The following is a 19385-nucleotide window of genomic DNA, read 5'->3' on the forward strand; positions in this document are numbered from 1 at the left end:
TTGAAAAAATACCTTTAAGAGGCTATATTTTATTATGTAAATAACATAATCCTAAGGTTACTTATGATCGATTATACAAAAACTTTAACTGCCGCCTCAAAAAATAAAACTTTTGATGAAGGCTTAAGAAAATACATGCTTAAAGTATATAATTATATGGCTTTAGCACTTTTACTAACCGGTGTAGCAGCCGTAACGACTATATCAGTTGAACCTATTTATAATTTAATGTTTCAAACAGGTTTCGGTACTATTATAATGTTTGCTCCGCTCGGTATTGCTTTATATTTCTTTATGGGCTTCGGACAAATGAACCTGCAAACGGCACAAATATTACTTTGGGTTTATGCCGGTTTAACCGGTATGTCGCTTGCATATTTAGCTCTTATTTATACCGGTGCATCAATAGCTCGTACTTTCTTTATTTGCTCTTCCGTTTTTGGAGCAATGAGTTTATACGGTTATAGTACAAGTAGAGATTTAACATCTATGGGTTCATTTTTTGCAATGGGTCTTATAGGTCTTATCATTGCTTCATTAGTCAACTTGTTTCTAAAAAGCTCGGCTCTTTATTTTGCTACTTCTCTTATTGGAATAGTAATATTTATGGGATTAATTGCTTGGGATACTCAAAAAATTAAGTCTATGTATTACATGGCAGGAAACGATGCAGTAGGACAAAAGCTTTCTATTATGGCAGCCTTTACTTTATATTTAGATTTTATAAATCTTTTCCTATATTTAATGAGATTTTTAGGCAATAGAAGAGATTAATTGGTATCATTCTTGCAAAGTCATGATTTTATTTCATTGCTTCGGTTTTTTCATTGTTATATCACGATTAAATCTATAGTACTGAATAGTTTTTAAAAAGACCTCGATGTCATATCCCTGCAAAAGTGGGGGCTTTGTTGTACGGCTTCGAAAACTTATTCAATGTCATTCCCACGTGGCGTTGTTGCGTGGATATCGAATCATCATTGCAAATGGTCGCAGCGCACTCGGCAATCCAGAAAAAATAATAAAAAAATTCTGTAAATCAAAATGTTTACTGGATTGCTTCGTCAATTGCTGCGTGGTTTCCTCACAATGATGAGGATTTTGACCCACGCAACAACACTTTTTCACTATTTAATATTAAGCAGGTTATTTTTATGTCTCAAGAGAAAACTCAACAAGAATTATTATTACAAGAGCAACTTTTTAAAGCCCTGAAAACTAACGATACAGAATTGAATGCCAAAATATCTAGAACCTGCAAAGGTATTGCCGAATCTGTTATTGACCTTTCTAATGACCAATCTCCTACTGCTAAAAGCCTATATATTAGCTATATGGCCCTAGCCGATTTAAACACTAAGGATTTAGCTAAAGTGACAACAATAATAAAAAACTCGTTTCCAGGAGATAAAAACAAGGAATTAAGGGAAATAATCGATGCACCTCTTTTAGAGCACTTAGTTATGATAGAGGCAATTGAACGACAGGTTGGATTAGATGATAGCCGATATAACGCAGATTACAGAAAACTTGAAGAAATAAGAAATCCTAATGACCCTAAAAAAGTAATTGATGCTATGCTACGTGATAAGAGGGTGGCACAGCAAGCTGAGTTTGAGGAGAAAGGAAAAAAGGCAGCAGGCGTCTCGGCCGGTTATGTTGCTCACGATAACGCAGGTAATACTTTTATTTTAAAACATTTTTATAAAACTCATGCTGCATGCCAAAAAATACAAGGTAATCATGCACAAAGACAGGCTATGGCTGACCGAAGAGACGGAGTACAAGAATTAATAGGCTCTACCATGTATCAATTTTTATTATATGATCGCGCACCAAAAGAAGGGCTGGTAACAGCGGATGAAAAACACCCTGATTCACTTTATGTACGTTCTAAATTTTTTGATAATGCTGTAACACTAACAGAATTTTCCGGTTTATCAGGTGAAACTAGAGTCAGAGCTAATGACCAAAATTTAAAAAAGTTGGAAGGATTTGAAAAAGCCATAGCTGCTTGTCATATGCTGGGGGAAGTAGATTATCATGCTGGTAATTTCATGGTACAGGATGGTAAAACAATAACCAAAATTGATCATGGTCGCTCTTTTTTAGTATTTCATAAGAATTTTAGCAGTATGATTCAATCAACAGCTGAAATGTTTACACATCCTGGTGTTGGCTACAGTGCTGCTATTAAAGCAGGTAATTTCTCATTTAGTATCGATAAATATAGCGAATCATTAAATCAAATGATAAGTCAATTTGATGAGAAACAGATGGAAGCAATAGTTGATCAAAAAATTGATGAATTAAAAAAAGCTGGGTTTGATCCAAAAAATATTATGTTATCCACTAATATTCAAAATTTTGATGATTTGAGAAAACACTATAAAAGCAGTATAAAAGAAAATCTTGTTAATATGCAAGAAGTGGCCAAAGGAGCTGAGATAGTAACAAAATTCAGTAATGTTTCACCTGAATTTAAAAATGGTGGTTGGTTAGAGGCTTTCGCTAATTCAGCTGTAAAAGACCCGGTACTATATGCAATAGATAATAACATTAAAATTGAAGGTAAAGATGCTAAAGAGTGGGCATATGAAAATAATTACCAAATTAAAATTTCTATAGGCTTGAAAAAAGAAACAATCAAGGAACAACAATGGAGCAAAGATTTGGACGGAAAATGGAAAGAAAAAGCAGTTGAGGTTAAGACAGATAAAGTAGAAGTACAAATTTCTGATCCTGCAAAATCAATGCGTATACAAGACAAATCTACAGGCGAAAAATTGGCATCACTAATTGTTGATTTTACAAAGCAGGCAACAACTAAAAACGTAACCGATAAAGCAGTAGCAAAATTCTACGACAATATAATGAAAGTGCTAAAAAAAGAAAATTATCTTACCGAGCAAGATATTAAGGATATAAAGAAAAATTTAAAATATCAGGATAACATCGAAAACACGACCAACTTATTAAATGCTAAATCTTTCAAGTTAAATTCTAAAGATACTATATATTACAAGGTAGGAATTTTTTGTGAAAAGAGAGGTTTACCTAGTATCTCAAATTATTTTATGAAACAAATTTCTCCTGAGAATTTAAATAAAATTCATAATACAGAAAAACTTATAGCAGAAAGTATAAAAATTGGTAATGTTCTACAACAGAAGAAGCAAGAAAGACTCCAAACAAAAAGAGTAGAAACGGTAAAAGAAATCGCATTCTCTCAATTACAAGCTAGGAAGGAAAGACATCAACAAAGATAAGCATTGTTGAGTGTATGCCTTAAACGTCATTGCGAGCAGTCACAGAGACGTTGCATAGCCCTAATGTCATTTCTAGCTAAAAGCGGAACTCCAGTAACTATTAATCTCATCCTGCAACTTGATCGCAGGATCTGGTCTTTTTTAAATTTTTTTCTCGATACCGTGGTCAATCCATGGTATGACAGCGAAAAGTACTGGATTTCCGCTTTTAGCTAGAAATGACATACTATAGGCCAAGTTGCGATATGACATAATAACATACAATAACTATAAATGCTTATTCTTTTTCTGCATTTTTTCTAGCAGACGGTGAGAGCATAATGCTTAGCTCTTTTAGAGCTTTATCCTCTACATAGCTTGGGGCGTTCATTAGTAAATCTTCAGCCTGTTGGTTTAAAGGAAACGCAATTATTTCCCTTATATTTGTTGCTTCCGCAAGCAGCATAACGATTCGGTCAATACCGGGGGCTATGCCACCATGTGGTGGAGCTCCAAACTTAAATGCTCTAATCATCCCTCCAAATCTCTTATCAACTTCCTCTTCACTATAACCTGCTATGGAAAATGCTTTATACATAATTTCCGGCTTATGGTTTCTAATAGCACCGCTGGACAGTTCAATACCGTTACAAACAATATCATATTGGTATGCGGTAAGTTCTAATAACTCTTTAGTGGTTTTAGCTTGCTCTAAAGCATCTATTCCGCCCTGCGGCATAGAAAACGGATTATGGCTAAAATCAATTTTTCCTGTTTCTTCATTTAACTCATAGAATGGAAAATCGGTAATCCAGCAGAATTTAAAACAATCTTTTTCAAGTAAATCAAGCTCTTCACCAAGTCTTATTCTAACCTTACCGGCAAGTTTAGCAGCTTTCTCTTTCTTATCGCTAGCGAAAAATACAGCATCACCGTTACTAATACTAGCTGTAGCTTTTAGACTCTCTAATTGCTGCGGGCTTAAGAATTTTACTACCGGTCCCTTTGCTTCACCGGTTTCACTAAACTGAATATAGCCAAGTCCACCTGCTCCTTCTGATATCGCAAACTCTATCATTTTATCGAAGAAACTACGAGGCAGTGCAGCTGCCTTAGGTGCAGGAATTGCACGAACTATGCTACCTTTTTTAATATTCTCTCTAAAGATTGTAAAATCGGAATCTCTAAATATCTCAGTTACATCGGCAATTATAATAGGGTTACGCAAATCAGGCTTATCAGAGCCGTATTTTAGCATAGATTCATTATATGGAATACAAACGAAAGGAGTCTCTGATACTTTCTTATCCGTGAATTTAGTGAATAAATCATACATCACAGGCTCAATAGTACTAAATACGTCTTCCTGTGTAACAAACGACATTTCTACATCTAGCTGATAAAACTCGCCGGGTGATCTATCGGCTCTTGCATCTTCATCCCGAAAACAAGGAGCAATTTGGAAATAACGATCAAAGCCTGATACCATCAATAACTGCTTGAATTGCTGAGGTGCTTGCGGTAATGCATAAAACTTACCCGGATGCATTCTACTAGGTACTAAAAAATCCCTAGCCCCCTCAGGTGAGCTTGCTGTTAAAATCGGAGTTTGAAATTCGGTAAAACCGTTTGCCGTCATCAAATGACGAATATGAGAAATAATTTGTGAGCGGAGTATTATATTATTATGTAATTTCTCACGTCTAAGATCTAAAAAGCGATGTTTAAGCCTAGACTCTTCGGGAGCGTCTTTTTCAGTATTAATAACAAAAGGTAGAGTGTCCGCAGCTGACTCAACACTAAATTCCACAGCTAGCACTTCAACATGACCTGTCGGAAGCGTATTATTAATCGTGTCCTCTGATCTTGCTACAACTGTACCCCTTACCGTAATTACCGACTCATAGCGCAAACGACTTGCATCCTCCATAAGCTGAGGGTTTTGATCGGTAAACACGATTTGAGTTATACCGTAATGATCACGTAAATCTATAAAAACTAGATTCCCGTGATCTCTTCTTCTATGTACCCAACCGGACAGCTTAACTTCTGTTCCTACATCGGATATTTGTAATTTGTTACAATTATGAGTTCTGTATTTATGCATTTTTATTTTTTTATTATACGATTTCCCCATTATATATATAAAATCACAAATTTTCGCAAATAAAAACTAAAAATTTATCTTGCCAAAGTTTTATCTTGATATTGCAGCAGCTTTTGGCTTTGATGGGCGTTGCTGATAATTTTGTTGTTGAGGTTTTACTTGATTTAACTCACCTTTAATCCATTCATATATTGCTTTCTTAGGATTTTTAATTATCTCTGCAACATTTTCGACTAGATTTATTATTCCTTTAACTAAAGATAATACATCTTTTGCTATTTCACCTATAGAATTATTACCTACTTGTAGTTTTTCTTGGTCTTGCTTAGACAAATTACTACGTATCCTATTCATTCTTGATTTAAGCTCATCTTGTTCTAGCTCTTCTTTTGTAAAATGTGACTTAAGTTTTCTATCAACAATTTTTTGTTCTTCCGGAGTTAAATTTTTATATTGATCAACAAGCTTATTAACTTTTTCTTGTTCTTCCGGTAGTTTTGAAATATTTTCAGCAATATTTGGCATTTGTTTCTCTTCTCTTATAAAGTTAAAGCATATTAATTTACATTATATATATTTTTTTATACAAGAAAAACTTTAATAGAAATTAACCTTTGAACGCAGCCTTAATACCTAGAAAGTCTAAAAAATTTCGTAATTCTTGACGTGCAAGCACATGTGAGCTATTAAATGCTCTATCATATTTTGCAGTTTTTAGATCAAGTAATGTTAGACCTTGTAAAAATAACTCCCTATATATTACACGTTCACTAAATCCTTCTGCGAGTTTAAAGTTAATTCTTTTAGCAAGTTTAGCTAATACATTTCCTACGCGTCTTTTATTTAATGCATCAAGATTACTTAAACGATTACGAAGTATTACCCAATCTATACTAATTCTATCACGACTAGCACGTTCCATTTTCTGCTCCCAAATCATTTGACTATATATTGATGGGCTAATAATTTCATCCTTGCTATCGACTTTTGCTATTACGTCTAAATCTAGAAAGCTATCATTAATCGGTGTAATAATTGTATCGGCGTAAGAATGAACAACCCTTGATAAAGGAGTATGACTGCCTGGGGTATCAATCACTATATAATCGACATCCTGATTATTTTTGAGTATCGGCTCAAAACTCTTTGCTTGCTCTTCTACTTTGCTTTCCGATATATGAAAATGTTTCGGTACTAATACAGGTTTATCAGGATTGTGTTTATTATATAAATCTCGATTTTTTAAATAATTCGTTAACGAACTTTGACGTGAATCGGTATCTATACTTACTACCGAATAATTTTGATAAAGCAGAGCGATTATTAGATGCATAGAACAGGTAGTTTTACCTGCTCCGCCTTTCTCATTACCTATAACAAATATATAAGGTTTATTTATTGTGTTCATAATTATATTCAGAATAAACGAATAGTAAATAGACGAAGTTTAATGTCATTCTTAGCTCAGTATTACACATGTGGATAGTTTGTTCCGTCATTGCAAGAAAATGACGTAAGTAATTGACGAAGCAATCTCAGGATATTTGACGAGATTGCCACGCAGCCTAAGGCTGCTCGCAATGACGACTCGGTATCCATGCAGGAAATGCAACACAAGAATAGCATTTAAGTATATTCTTTGATAAATTTCTCTAGTAATCTCACGCCGTATCCTACTGCCCCCTTAGGACCAAGTGCTGAAGCTTTATTACTATTTGCAACGCCTGCTATATCTAAATGAGCCCAATCTACTCCATCTTTAATGAAACGTTTAATGAAATGTGCAGCTATGCAGCTTCCGGCAGCTCTCGGTACGTTCCCGATATTTGCCATATCGGCTATGTCGGAGTTAATCATTGCATCATACTCATCATGCAGCGGCATTCTCCAAAGTTTTTCATTAACTTCTTCCCCTACTTTTATTAACTTATCAGCTAACTCATCATTATTGGAAAAACAACCAGCATATGTATTACCAAGTGCTATGGTTATTGCTCCTGTTAGAGTTGCAACGTCAATCACGCATTTAGGCTTAAATTTTTCTTGTGCATACCAAACAGCATCAGCAAGTACTAAACGCCCTTCTGCATCGGTATTTAAAACTTCGGCAGTTTGTCCTGACATGGTAGTTACTACATCCCCTGGACGCTGTGCATTACCGGACGGCATATTTTCGACAAGCCCTACAACACCGACTATATTTATAGGTAATTTTTGACCGGCAACCGCAATGATGGTACCCACAACTGCTGCAGAACCTCCCATATCGTATCGCATTAAGTGCATATCACTTGACGGTTTTAATGAAATACCGCCTGTATCAAAAATCACTCCTTTACCGACCAAAGCAATAGTCGGAGCATCTTTACTGCCACCTTTATATTCCATCACCACTAACTTTGACTCGTTTTGTGAACCTTGCCCCACACCGAGTAATGCTCCCATACCAAGGTTTTTCATCTCACGTTCACCGATAACATCAACATCTACCCCTAGCGGTTCAAGTCTATCAACTATTCTTTCGGCATAAACTTGAGGAGTTTTAATATTTGACGGTTCATTACTTATATCTCTTGTAAAAAATACTGCTTCAGCAATTAATTTTTTGATTTCAAATAATTTTGCCGTTTCAGTGCTATTATCAGTACAAATTTCAATTGACTCTACTGCGAACTTCTCTGCTTCTTTTAAGGTAGTTCTATATTTATCAAATCTGTAAGAAGCAAGAAACGCACCACTAGCAACTAAAGATGCAAATGTTTGAGATGTAAACCTGCTAATTCTATTTGTCAGTTTTAAGCCAATAGTAGAAATTTTACAACCGGTTGCATGCTGTAAGATTTTGCCTCCTAACTCTTCAATTTTTGCTTCAGTTAATTTTTCTTCATTCCCAAGACCTGCTATTATCAAATATCTAACCTCACCTGATTTAATGACGGACGGAATAACCTTGATCTGTCCATATTTACCGGTAAATTGCAGTTTATTCTGAATAGTTTTAGAAATTAATCCATGATGTTGTTGATCAAGTCCTATTAAATTACTATCAAGCTTCAACTGTTCATCAATAAAAACTACTAGACCTTGATTAGTAGATGCTTCTTCATTCACAAAATTTATGTTAAGCATATTTACTCCTTATATTATTTTTGATGGATCATTCTATTTATCTTGATAAAACTTTGCAAGTATTTTAATTGATTTAAAACAAAATCTCATTAAATAGCATTTGACAAATGTTAACATTTTTTATATCTTACTGACGAATTAGTTAAATTTAAGTAAAAATAATATGCCAGTATATGACATCACTTCTTATTTAATTAAGCAGAAGTATACAATGATTAAAACATCATGTGAGTTAAACCAAAATATGGGTAAGATTTATAGTCTCACTCCTCATCCAATACGATATACTTGCCTTAACTATTTAAAGTTATTATCTCTACCTATATCGCTAGCATTTTATGTAACAAAGCTTTGTTTTACGGCTAATCCGTCATGGACATGGATCGGGGTTAATGCTTTGCGTGAGAAGATAGGTCAAGCAACAGCCAAAAAAATATTACACGGCTTACCTGACGACGTAGAACCAGATCAAAATATACCTAAAATTGTCGAGTATGTATTGAGACAATATGAAGAAAATCCTACATTAACCCCTATTATTGAACCTACATTTATACAAAAATTTTTAGCAAAGGCCAGTAAATATATTCCTGCTTTGTCTAGAATAGTAAAGTTTTGGAATGAAGGAGGAATTCACTATTCTGATGAAATACAAACAAAACGAGCATTAATTGACGTTATTTATAAACACATTATTGCTAAAGCTTATGAAGTAGGTAAAAAAGGAGGAAAACTTGAAATAACGGATGTGACAGCACTTTTCCCAGAGATAAATTTTGAAGCAAAAGTCAATGCTGCATCAGCAAATCTTGAAACAGAGAAGGTAGAAGTAAGCAATGAAGAGTCTTTAATTTCTGAATTGCCTGTTAGACATCTTTCTAAATCAGCTTATAGAGAGGAATTTAAAAGAGATACGGAACGCAGCACCGCAGCGTATATAGACATACGTGAGGATGCGAATACCGGATCGACGTCTAAATTACCTCTAGAAGTGCAGTTTGGAGAGATGTCTATTGATCAAAAACACGAAGAAGCTACGATTACTACTAATGCAAATAATAGTATTAACCCATTAGTAAACTTACTCATGTTAAAAGCTTTACATGATGCAATTCGTCAAGAAGTACTGAAAACTTATGTTGAACATTGTTTAGCAGAAATTCAGATATCTAAAAATCAAGACACACTTGAACACTTCCAATATGACGATTCTTTAGCAAGATTACAATTATACGGTAATTATAATTATGATAACAATAATACTATCTTTGAACAACCAGTATCTGGTCAAACCTACGAGTATTTAACAGCACCGATTGCTTGTTATTAAAACGTCATTTCTGTAAGTGGGAAATAAGAAAAAGCCTATAAAAAACCAAGTTTTTTATAGGCTTTTTTTTATCAATAATGCGTAGTAAGGTTATTTTTCTGGATTCCCGCTTCTAGCTAGGAAGGCATTGTTGCGTGGATACCCCCTCGTCATTGCAAGGACATTACAAAGTAATTGACAAAGCCAGCTCAGGGGAATTTGTTATTATTTCATGAGATTGCCACGCCAGCTAAATGTTGGCTCGCAATGACGGGTTTTTTATATACTATCCGGTACATACGAAGATCAACTTGGAAAAGAGCAAAGGGTCTGTAAGTCGAGGAGCGGAGCGTATATTAAACGTTCAGCATCCTACGACTTACAAAGACGACACAGCCAATTTTTCAAGTTCTATCTTAGTATATTTATACATTCTCTTCATCAAGCTTTACGGCTGCTTTACGCATTTTATCCATAAAGTAACCGGTTCCAGCAGGTACTAATCGTCCAACTATCACGTTTTCTTTTAGTCCTCGCAACTTATCTACTTTACCAGCAATAGCTGCTTCAGTTAAAACTCTAGTAGTCTCTTGGAATGATGCCGCGGAGATAAACGATCTAGTTTGCAGAGAAGCTTTAGTAATACCTTGTAATATTAATTGTGCTTCAGCAGGTTTTAAACCATTTTTCATAGCTTTTTCATTTATCTCATCAAATTCATGTCTATCTATTTTTTCACCTGCTAATAACGTAGTTCCGCCTGAATCCGTAACCTCTACTTTTTGTAACATCTGACGGATAATAACTTCTATGTGCTTATCATCAATCTTTACACCTTGTAGACGATAAACAGCTTGAACCTCATTAACAATATAATTTGCAAGAACCTCTACGCCCATTACTTTTAAAATATCTTGAAGTACCGGATTACCGTCAATCAATAAATCACCTTTTTTAACAAAGTCACCTTCGTTAACTACAACATGCTTGCCTTTTGGTACCATATACTCAATAGACATTGTTTCATCAATCGGATGTATAATAATACGTCTTTTAGATTTATAGTCTTTACCGAATTCTACTCTACCGTCAATTTCGGCAATAACTGCATGATCTTTAGGGCGTCTTGCTTCTACAAGCTCGGCAACTCTTGGTAAACCACCGGTAATATCTTTAGTAGTGGTTGATTCTTTCGGTATACGTGCAATGATATCACCTACCGATATTTGTACTCCGTCTTCTACGCTTAAAACTGCTCCAACCGGCAAGTAATATCTAGCTTCTAAACCGTTTGATAAGGTGATAACTTCACCTTTAGCATCTAAAAGCTGTATACGCGGACGTAATTCTGCACCGCGTGAATATTGCTTTGATTCAATAATAACTTTACTCGGTATTCCGGTAGCTTCGTCAGTTACGTCACGAATAGAAATACCCTCAACCATATCTTTGAATAAAACTTTACCTGACTTCTCCGTGATAATCGGTATAGTATAAGGATCCCATTCTGCTAGCTTTTGAGTTTTAATCACCATATCACCGTCATCAACAAGTAATCTAGCACCGTATGGAATTTTATGACGAGCCTTTTCATGACCGTTATTATCAAGCAATAATAATTCACAATTTCGGCTCATAACAATTTTGCGTTCTTCAGAATTAACCACAACGTTACGACTTATAATTTTCACTTTTGCATCATAGGAAGCGTCTACGGAAGAAACCTCAGCACCTTTTGTTGCCGCTCCTCCGATATGGAAAGTTCGCATTGTAAGCTGCGTACCCGGTTCACCGATAGATTGAGCAGCAATAACCCCGATTGCTTCACCCTCCGATACTAATGTACCGGTAGCAAGATCCCTACCGTAACATATGCTACATATACCGGTAGTACTTTCACAGGTTAATACGGATTTTATCATAATTCTGTCGAGTCCTGCCGACTCAATCTGCTCTAACTTTGCTTCATTAATAAGCTCGCCTTTATTGAGAATTAGATCATTAGTTACCGGATGAAATATATCAATAGCAGCAGTACGACCTAAAATCTTTTCAGCTAAAGGTACTATCACTTCTCCACCTTCAATAACACTCTTAACTTCAATTCCTTTATCAGTGCCACAATCTTTTTCAGTAATAATACAATCTTGTGCAACATCTACTAATTTTCTTGTTAAGTAACCTGAGCTTGCCGTTTTTAAAGCCGTATCTATTTGCCCTTTACGCATTCCGTTAGCAGAATTAAAACACTCAAATTCAGTTAATCCTTCCTTAAAGTTAGAGATAATAGGAGTTTGTATAATTTGACCGTTTGATTTGGTCATTAAACCTCGCATACCGCCTAGCTGCTTAATTTGCTGGAAAGAACCTCTTGCTCCGGAAATAGCCATCATATATATAGCATTTATTTTCTGATGATTTGGAGCATCATTAACCGGCGGCGTAGCAATCTCTTTCATCATGTCGTTTGCTACTCTATCGGTACATCTTGACCAAGCATCGACTACTTTATTATATTTCTCTCCGTAAGTAATTAAACCGTTTGAATATTGTTGTTCAAATTCTTTTATTTCAAGCTGAGTTTCGTTGATATGAGTACTCTTAGATTCCGGTACTACCATATCGTCCATTCCAAAAGAAATACCTGAAGAACAAGCATATTTAAAACCTAGTTTCATTAGCTGATCGGCAAAAATTACCGTAGCTTTTTGACCGCAGTGACGATAAACTAAATCTATAACTAATGATATGTCTTTTTTAGTTAGTTGTTTATTAATAAACTTGAATTCTATATTAGGGTTAGAAGGCAATAACTCACCGACCATTAACCTACCGTAAGTAGTATCAATGATAACAGGGACCATTTTACCTTCGGCATTTAACTGATTTCTGCGATATTTTATCTTTGTATGAATAGTTATAAATTTATTATATAAAGCATGTTCCATCTCAGCTAAATCTGAGAACATCATCCCTGCGCCTACTTCATTATCAAATGCAAGGGTTAGATAATATAAACCAAGCACTATATCTTTATCCGGTACAATGATAGGACGACCGTTTGCGGGGCTTAAGATATTATTTGTAGACATCATAAATACCCTAGCTTCAAGCTGTGCTTCAATCGATAACGGGATATGTACTGCCATCTGATCACCATCAAAATCCGCATTGAACGCAGCACACACAAGCGGATGAAGCTGGATCGCTTTACCTTCAATTAATAGCGGTTCAAATGCTTGAATACCAAGCCTATGTAACGTCGGAGCCCTATTCAGTAAAACCGGATGCTCTCTAATTACCTCTTCAAGCACGTCCCACACTTCGGATTTTTCAGCTTCCACCATTCTTTTAGCGGCTTTAATAGTTGTAGCGATGCCATACAACTCAAGCTTAGAATAAATAAACGGCTTAAATAACTCCAGAGCCATTTTTTTAGGTAAACCGCACTGGTGAAGTTTAAGCTCAGGTCCTACCACGATAACCGAACGTCCTGAGTAATCAACCCTCTTACCTAGCAAGTTCTGACGGAAACGCCCCTGCTTACCTTTAAGCATATCACTTAATGACTTAAATGGACGCTTATTAGCATTTTTCGCTGCTCTACCGCGACGACCGTTATCAAATAACGCATCCACCGCTTCTTGTAACATTCTTTTTTCGTTTCTGACTATTATATCAGGAGCTTTTGACTCTATTAATTTCTTTAAACGATTATTTCTATTAATTACTCTTCTATACAGTTCATTTAAGTCTGAAGTAGCAAATCTTCCGCCGTCAAGCATAACAAGTGGTCTAATTTCAGGAGGAATAACCGGTAAAACATCCATAATCATCCATTCCGGCTTATTTTCCGACTCTAAAAAATTCTCTACTAATTTTAAACGCTTTACTAATTTTTTCTTTTTGACTTCTGAAGAAGTGGTGTGTAATTCCTCGTATAACTCTTGCTTTAACTTTGAAAAATCAAGCTCTTTAAGCATTTGTTGTATTACTTCTGCACCTATAGAGGCAGTAAATGCATCTTCACCGTACTTATCTTTTGCTTTCTGTAATTCTTCCTCTGTTAAGAGTTCGCCTTTTTGTAAAATCGATAGCCCTGGGTCAACTACTACATAATTTTCAAAATAAAGAATCTTTTCTACATCTCGCATTGTCATATCAAGAAGTGTACTAATTCTTGAAGGTAGCGACTTTAAAAACCAAATATGAGCAACGGGAGCTGCAAGTTCAATATGCCCCATTCTTTCACGTCTTACTCTAGAAACCGTAACTTCAACGCCGCATTTCTCACACGTAATGCCACGGTTTTTCATCCGCTTATATTTACCGCAGAGACATTCATAATCTTTTACCGGACCAAAAATTCTTGCACAAAATAAACCATCTTTTTCAGGTTTAAAAGTTCGATAGTTAATTGTTTCAGGTTTTGTTACTTCACCGAAAGACCACGAACGTACCTGATCGGGACTTGCTATATTAATCCTTATCTGATCAAATTGTTGAGTATTACTTAATTGTCCGTAAAAATTTACTACGCTCATAAATACTTTTCCTTAAAAATTACTCGTATATACTCGGTGAATTTCAAAAATTGGCGTTGTCGTTCTACAAGTTCTGCGGTGCTCACGTATTAAGTATACGCTCCGCTCCTCGCCTTGTGAACTCCTAGCTCCTTTTGAAATTGACCTTCGTCTACCCAGAGTTCTTATTGCACCCTATATGTCATTCCCGCAAAAGCGGAAATCTAGTAAAACAGATAAAAAACTTGTTTTTTATCTGTTTAAATGACCTGTCTTTCTTAACTTGAAGTTACTTCAAGCTTTACGTTAAGACATAAAGATCTAAATTCTTTTATCATAACATTAAATGATTCAGGAATGCCTGATTCAAAATTATTTTCACCGCGTACTATAGAATCATAAGTTTTGATCCTACCGTTTACGTCATCCGACTTAACCGTTAACATTTCCTGTAACGTATAAGCTGCACCATAAGCTTGTAATGCCCAGCATTCCATTTCTCCGAAACGCTGTCCGCCGAAATGAGACTTACCTCCAAGCGGTTGCTGCGTTACTAAGCTATAAGGTCCTATAGAACGGGAATGAATTTTATTATCGACTAAATGATGCAATTTCAGCAAATATTTCTGTCCGACGGTTACTAGACGGTCAAAATATTCACCGGTTCTACCGTCAATTAATTTCACTTGTCCTGAAGGGTCTTGACCGGCAAGCTTTAGCATATCTTTAACGTCCTGAACTTTTGCTCCGTCAAATACAGGAGTTGCAAAATGTACGCCTTTACTTACTTTCTTACAAAAAGAGATAATCTCTTCTTCCGGTCTTTCAAGTATAGAATTAATATTTTCTCCATACAGTTCAATTAAGAATTTCTTAATCTGCTCAATACCTATATGTTTATTTTTATATTCCTTTACTAAAGTAGCTATTTTTTTTGCTAAATTTATTGATGCCCATCCAAGATGCGTTTCTAAAATCTGTCCTATATTCATACGGGACGGAAGACCTAGAGGGTTAAGAACGATATCTACCACAGTTCCATCTTCTAAAAACGGCATATCTTCTTCAGGTACGATACGTGAAATAACACCTTTATTTCCGTGTCTTCCTGCCATTTTATCCCCGGGTTGTAATTTATGCTTAGTTGCAATAAATACTTTTACTACTTTTAAAGCTCCCTGAGGTAAATCATCACCACTTTGCAATTTCTCTACCTTAGTAGCAAATCTTTTATCAAGAGCCTCTTTTTTCTCATCATAATGAATCTTTATCTGCTCTATTTCATTCATTACATTTGCATCTTCCACGGTAATCTGCCAAAATTGCCCTTTAGATAAGCCTTTTAGCATTTCAGTAGTAATAGTTTGTCCTACTTTTACTTGCTTAGGACCGTTAATAATCACCTGCCCTACTAAAAGCTTTTCAAGCCAACTAAACACAAAATGCTCAATAATTTCTAATTCATCGTCTCTGTCTTTTGTGAATTTTTCAATTTGTTGTTTTTCAATAGCAATAGCTCGCTGGTCTTTTTCTACACCTCTACGAGAAAATACCCTTACTTCTACTACAGTTCCGCTCACTCCGGAAGGTACATGCAGCGATGAATCTTTTACGTCAAAAGCTTTTTCCCCGAAAATAGCACGTAGTAGCTTCTCTTCAGGAGTAATAGGCGATTCACTTTTTGGTGTTACTTTTCCAACTAAAATATCACCGGCTTTTACTTCTGCACCTATATAAATTATTCCAACCTCATCAAGATGACGCAACGCTTCTTCACTTACATTCGGTATATCACGGGTAATTTCTTCAGGACCAAGGCGTGTATCTCTAGCTATTACTTCAAACTCTTCAATATGAATAGATGTAAATACATCCTCTTTTACTATACGTTCGGATATTAAAATGGAATCTTCAAAATTATAACCGTTCCAAGGTAAGAAAGCCACAAGCACGTTTCGACCTAAAGCAATTTCACCGTTATCCGTACTAGGACCGTCAGCTATAATATCGTTTTTCTTAACGTAATGACCGACCTTAACTAAAGGCTTTTGATTTATACAAGTATTATGATTGGATTTTTGGAATTTTAGTAAGTTATAAATATCAACCGAAGGAGAACCGTCAACTTTTTGTTCTAGAGTTCTAATCACGATTCTATTTGAATCTACCTGCTCAACAATACCGTCATGTAATGCAAGCACTGACGCTCCGGAATCTTTAGCTACTACCCCTTCAACTCCGGTACCTACAAAAGGTGCATCCGTTTTAATTAAAGGAACGGCTTGTCTTTGCATGTTTGAACCCATCAAAGCACGGTTAGCATCATCGTTTTCTAAGAAAGGTATAAGAGAAGCCGCAACCGATACTACCTGCATAGGAGTAACATCAATGAAGTCTACCTCATACGGTTCTACCATTACAAAATTACCGCCTTCAACACGGCAATTAATAAACTCTCCTTGCAGCTTTCCGTCTTTATTAATTTTAGAATTTGCTTGTCCGATTTTGTATTTACCTTCTTCAATAGCAGAAAGATATACCACTTCATCGGTTACACATCCATCTTTAACTCTTCTATACGGACTCTCTATAAAACCGTGTTTATTTATTCTAGCATAAGTAGCTATAGAGTTAATTAACCCGATATTCTGACCTTCAGGTGTTTCAATAGGACAAATACGACCGTAATGAGTCGGATGTACGTCACGCACCTCAAAACCTGCTCGATCTCGACTAAGACCTCCGGGACCGAGTGCCGACAGCCTTCTTTTATGAGTTATTTCCGATAATGGATTTGTTTGATCCATAAATTGGGATAATTGGGAGGTACTAAAAAATTCTTTTACTACTGAAACTAAAATTTTAGAATTTACTAAATCATGAGGCATTACGGTATCAACATCACCTGCCGACATCCTTTCAATTACAGATTTTTCCATTCGGACTAAACCTATTCTAAATTGATTTTCTATCAATTCACCTACCGATCTAACCCTTCTATTACCTAAATGATCAATATCGTCTATGATACCTTTACCGTCTTTAAGCTCTACTAAAACTCTTACGATATTTTTAATATCATCAATTGTTAAAACCGTAACTTCTTCAGAAATATTCAGCTCTAACCTAGAATTCATTTTTATTCGCCCGACTTCTGAAAGATCATATCTTTCCGTATCAAAGAATAAACTATAAAACAGGCTTTCAGCCGCTTCAATATTAGCAGGTTCGCCTGGTCTTAGAACTCTGAAAATATCACATAATGCTGCCTCACGATCCTGATTTTTATCAGCAAATAAGGTGTTCCTTATATATGGACCGGATTGAGGATTGATTACTAATACGTTAACATTTTTAATTTTAAGATCATTAATAACATTTAGCATATCAGCAGTAATCATTTCACCGATTTTTGCTAATACTTCATCGCTTGCAGGATCTCTTAAATCTTCGGATAGATATTTGCCGATTAAAGTTTCATGAGCTACTAAAATATTATTAAGTCCTTCCCCCAAATATTTTTTAGCCAAACGCGGAGTAATTTTTTGTCCTGCTTTCAGTAGAATATTTCCGGTATCTGCATCTACTAAATCACTTGTTAAACGATGAGCAGTAATATGCTGAGGTATAAATTTAACCGCCCAACCTTTATTTTTAACAAGCTTATAAGTTACTGAATTATAATAAAATTTTATAATTTCTTCAGTACTCATACCTATAGCTCTAAGCAAAGTAGTAGTATAAAGCTTTCTTTTTCTATCAATCCTGAAATAAATAACATCCTTAGCGTCGAATTCTAAATCAAGCCAAGACCCTCTATATGGAATAACACGAGCAGAATATAAAAGCTTGCCGGAAGAGTGGACTTTTCCTTCATCATGATAAAAGAATACACCAGGTGAGCGATGCATTTGTGATACAACTACTCTTTCCGTACCGTTGATAATAAAAGTACCGTTTTTAGTCATTAATGGGATATCACCCATATATACTTCTTGCTCTTTAATCCCTTTAATTTCTCTAGTACCGGTATCCTCATCTATATCCCAAATACTTAATCTTAAAGTAACTTTAAGAGGAGCAGCATAACTTAAACTTCTTTGACTGCACTCTTCTACATCATATTTTGGAGTATCGAATTCATATTTTACAAATTCTAAATTAGCAATATTGGAGGAATCTGAAATAGGAAAAATTGAGTTTAATATAGATTGTAAACCTTTGTTTTTTCTTTCAGAATCTTTAATATTTAACTGTAGAAAGTTTTTCTCATATGAATTTTTTTGAATTTCAATCAAATTCGGTATATCTGCTACTAAATTTATGTGACCGAAATTTTTTCTTATTCTTCTATTATGTGACAAGGGTTGTGCTTCTATATTATCCCTTAATGAAACCATATAATCTCCTGACTGATAAAATTACTGCCCGTATTACAGTGATTAGATCCTATGCACTTTATAATAGAATAATCATAATTATGGCTCTTTTTAGCTGTAAATCATAAGATTTTTTTGAAATAGTAATAAACTCTCCTCTCAAAAATCGTATTAATTTTCGCTTAAAAATATCTCCTAATTAATAATCATTAATCAAAAGTATGCAGAACCTAGATTCTGTATATAAAATTCAAATTATTTATATTTTAAACAATAAAGTTTTTATTGGAATAGATACCTATTTCAATAAAATGCTTATAACTTGCAGTAAAATAAAATATACTGTTTTAAAATTTTTCACATAGCACTTAAATTAAAGAAACCTAGTAAGTTTCTTATTTAGATCTTGTGTAGGCTCTACGAACATTTCCAAAAAGATTTGATTTTGGTTATTTGTTTGTTGCAACAAATTTATAATATTTTTTTAAAATAGGTAGCTATTCCTTTAAAAATCTCATTAATTTTCACTAAAAATCAATTATAAATGTTCACAGAACCTAGAAAATTTCAATAATTTAAATTTCTAGACGTATGGTACATTAACAAAATTATTTTAATCAATAAGATTTTTAATGTAATAGCTTTATCCTATTGCAAAAAAATAACTTAAATTAGCTTTAAATTAACTTC

Annotated in this window: 9 protein-coding genes; 3 read left to right on the plus strand and 6 right to left on the minus strand. The window is 34.8% G+C overall.

All coding sequences use genetic code 11. The annotated features are described in order from the left end of the window. Positions 1–63: 63 nt before the first annotated feature. Together TENJIKU01_RS05120 and TENJIKU01_RS05125 are read left to right on the plus strand one after the other, a co-directional pair. Positions 64–774: a Bax inhibitor-1/YccA family protein gene (locus TENJIKU01_RS05120; protein WP_064429443.1), complete on the plus strand. Its 711-nt coding sequence runs from the start codon at positions 64–66 to the stop codon at positions 772–774. A 380-nt stretch (positions 775–1154) separates the two neighbouring features. Continuing rightward, a complete protein-coding gene (locus TENJIKU01_RS05125) occupies positions 1155–3269 on the plus strand; it encodes a hypothetical protein (RefSeq protein WP_064429444.1) in 2115 nt (704 codons plus the stop codon). 277 nt (positions 3270–3546) lie between these two features. Here TENJIKU01_RS05125 and aspS read toward each other — a convergent pair whose 3' ends face one another. The 4 genes from aspS to TENJIKU01_RS05145 all read right to left on the minus strand — a co-directional run bounded on the left by aspS (position 3547) and on the right by TENJIKU01_RS05145 (position 8484). After that, a complete protein-coding gene (aspS, locus tag TENJIKU01_RS05130) occupies positions 3547–5355 on the minus strand; it encodes an aspartate--tRNA ligase (RefSeq protein ID WP_064429456.1) in 1809 nt (602 codons plus the stop codon). Positions 5356–5445: 90 nt separating this feature from the next. After that, positions 5446–5880 (minus strand): hypothetical protein, encoded by a 435-nt coding sequence (locus TENJIKU01_RS05135; RefSeq protein WP_064429445.1) that lies wholly within the window; start codon positions 5878–5880, stop codon positions 5446–5448. A gap of 82 nt (positions 5881–5962) precedes the next feature. Beyond that, positions 5963–6763: a division plane positioning ATPase MipZ gene (locus tag TENJIKU01_RS05140; protein ID WP_004996620.1), complete on the minus strand. Its 801-nt coding sequence runs from the start codon at positions 6761–6763 to the stop codon at positions 5963–5965. 218 nt (positions 6764–6981) lie between these two features. Further along, on the minus strand, positions 6982–8484 hold the full coding sequence (locus TENJIKU01_RS05145; protein WP_064429446.1) for a leucyl aminopeptidase: 1503 nt from the start codon (positions 8482–8484) through the stop codon (positions 6982–6984). Positions 8485–8647: 163 nt separating this feature from the next. Between TENJIKU01_RS05145 and TENJIKU01_RS05150 the strand changes: the two genes are divergently transcribed. Beyond that, on the plus strand, positions 8648–9814 hold the full coding sequence (locus TENJIKU01_RS05150; protein ID WP_064429447.1) for a palindromic element RPE1 domain-containing protein: 1167 nt from the start codon (positions 8648–8650) through the stop codon (positions 9812–9814). 404 nt (positions 9815–10218) lie between these two features. Here the strand turns inward: TENJIKU01_RS05150 and rpoC are convergent, their stop codons facing one another. Beyond that, positions 10219–14337 (minus strand): DNA-directed RNA polymerase subunit beta', encoded by a 4119-nt coding sequence (gene rpoC / locus TENJIKU01_RS05155; RefSeq protein ID WP_064429448.1) that lies wholly within the window; start codon positions 14335–14337, stop codon positions 10219–10221. 257 nt (positions 14338–14594) lie between these two features. Beyond that, positions 14595–18716, minus strand: a complete 4122-nt coding sequence (gene rpoB / locus TENJIKU01_RS05160; protein WP_064429449.1) for a DNA-directed RNA polymerase subunit beta — start codon at positions 18714–18716, stop codon at positions 14595–14597. Positions 18717–19385 lie beyond the last annotated feature (669 nt).

Source organism: Rickettsia sp. Tenjiku01, from assembly GCF_001653015.1.
GTDB lineage: Bacteria > Pseudomonadota > Alphaproteobacteria > Rickettsiales > Rickettsiaceae > Rickettsia > Rickettsia rickettsii.

Coding starts and splice junctions, on each gene's coding strand:
- TENJIKU01_RS05120 (WP_064429443.1), top strand. CDS start 64: ATGATCGATTATACAAAAACTTTAACTGCCGCCTCAAAAAATAAAACT.
- TENJIKU01_RS05125 (WP_064429444.1), top strand. CDS start 1,155: ATGTCTCAAGAGAAAACTCAACAAGAATTATTATTACAAGAGCAACTT.
- aspS (WP_064429456.1), bottom strand. CDS start 5,355: ATGCATAAATACAGAACTCATAATTGTAACAAATTACAAATATCCGAT.
- TENJIKU01_RS05135 (WP_064429445.1), bottom strand. CDS start 5,880: ATGCCAAATATTGCTGAAAATATTTCAAAACTACCGGAAGAACAAGAA.
- TENJIKU01_RS05140 (WP_004996620.1), bottom strand. CDS start 6,763: ATGAACACAATAAATAAACCTTATATATTTGTTATAGGTAATGAGAAA.
- TENJIKU01_RS05145 (WP_064429446.1), bottom strand. CDS start 8,484: ATGCTTAACATAAATTTTGTGAATGAAGAAGCATCTACTAATCAAGGT.
- TENJIKU01_RS05150 (WP_064429447.1), top strand. CDS start 8,648: ATGCCAGTATATGACATCACTTCTTATTTAATTAAGCAGAAGTATACA.
- rpoC (WP_064429448.1), bottom strand. CDS start 14,337: ATGAGCGTAGTAAATTTTTACGGACAATTAAGTAATACTCAACAATTT.
- rpoB (WP_064429449.1), bottom strand. CDS start 18,716: ATGGTTTCATTAAGGGATAATATAGAAGCACAACCCTTGTCACATAAT.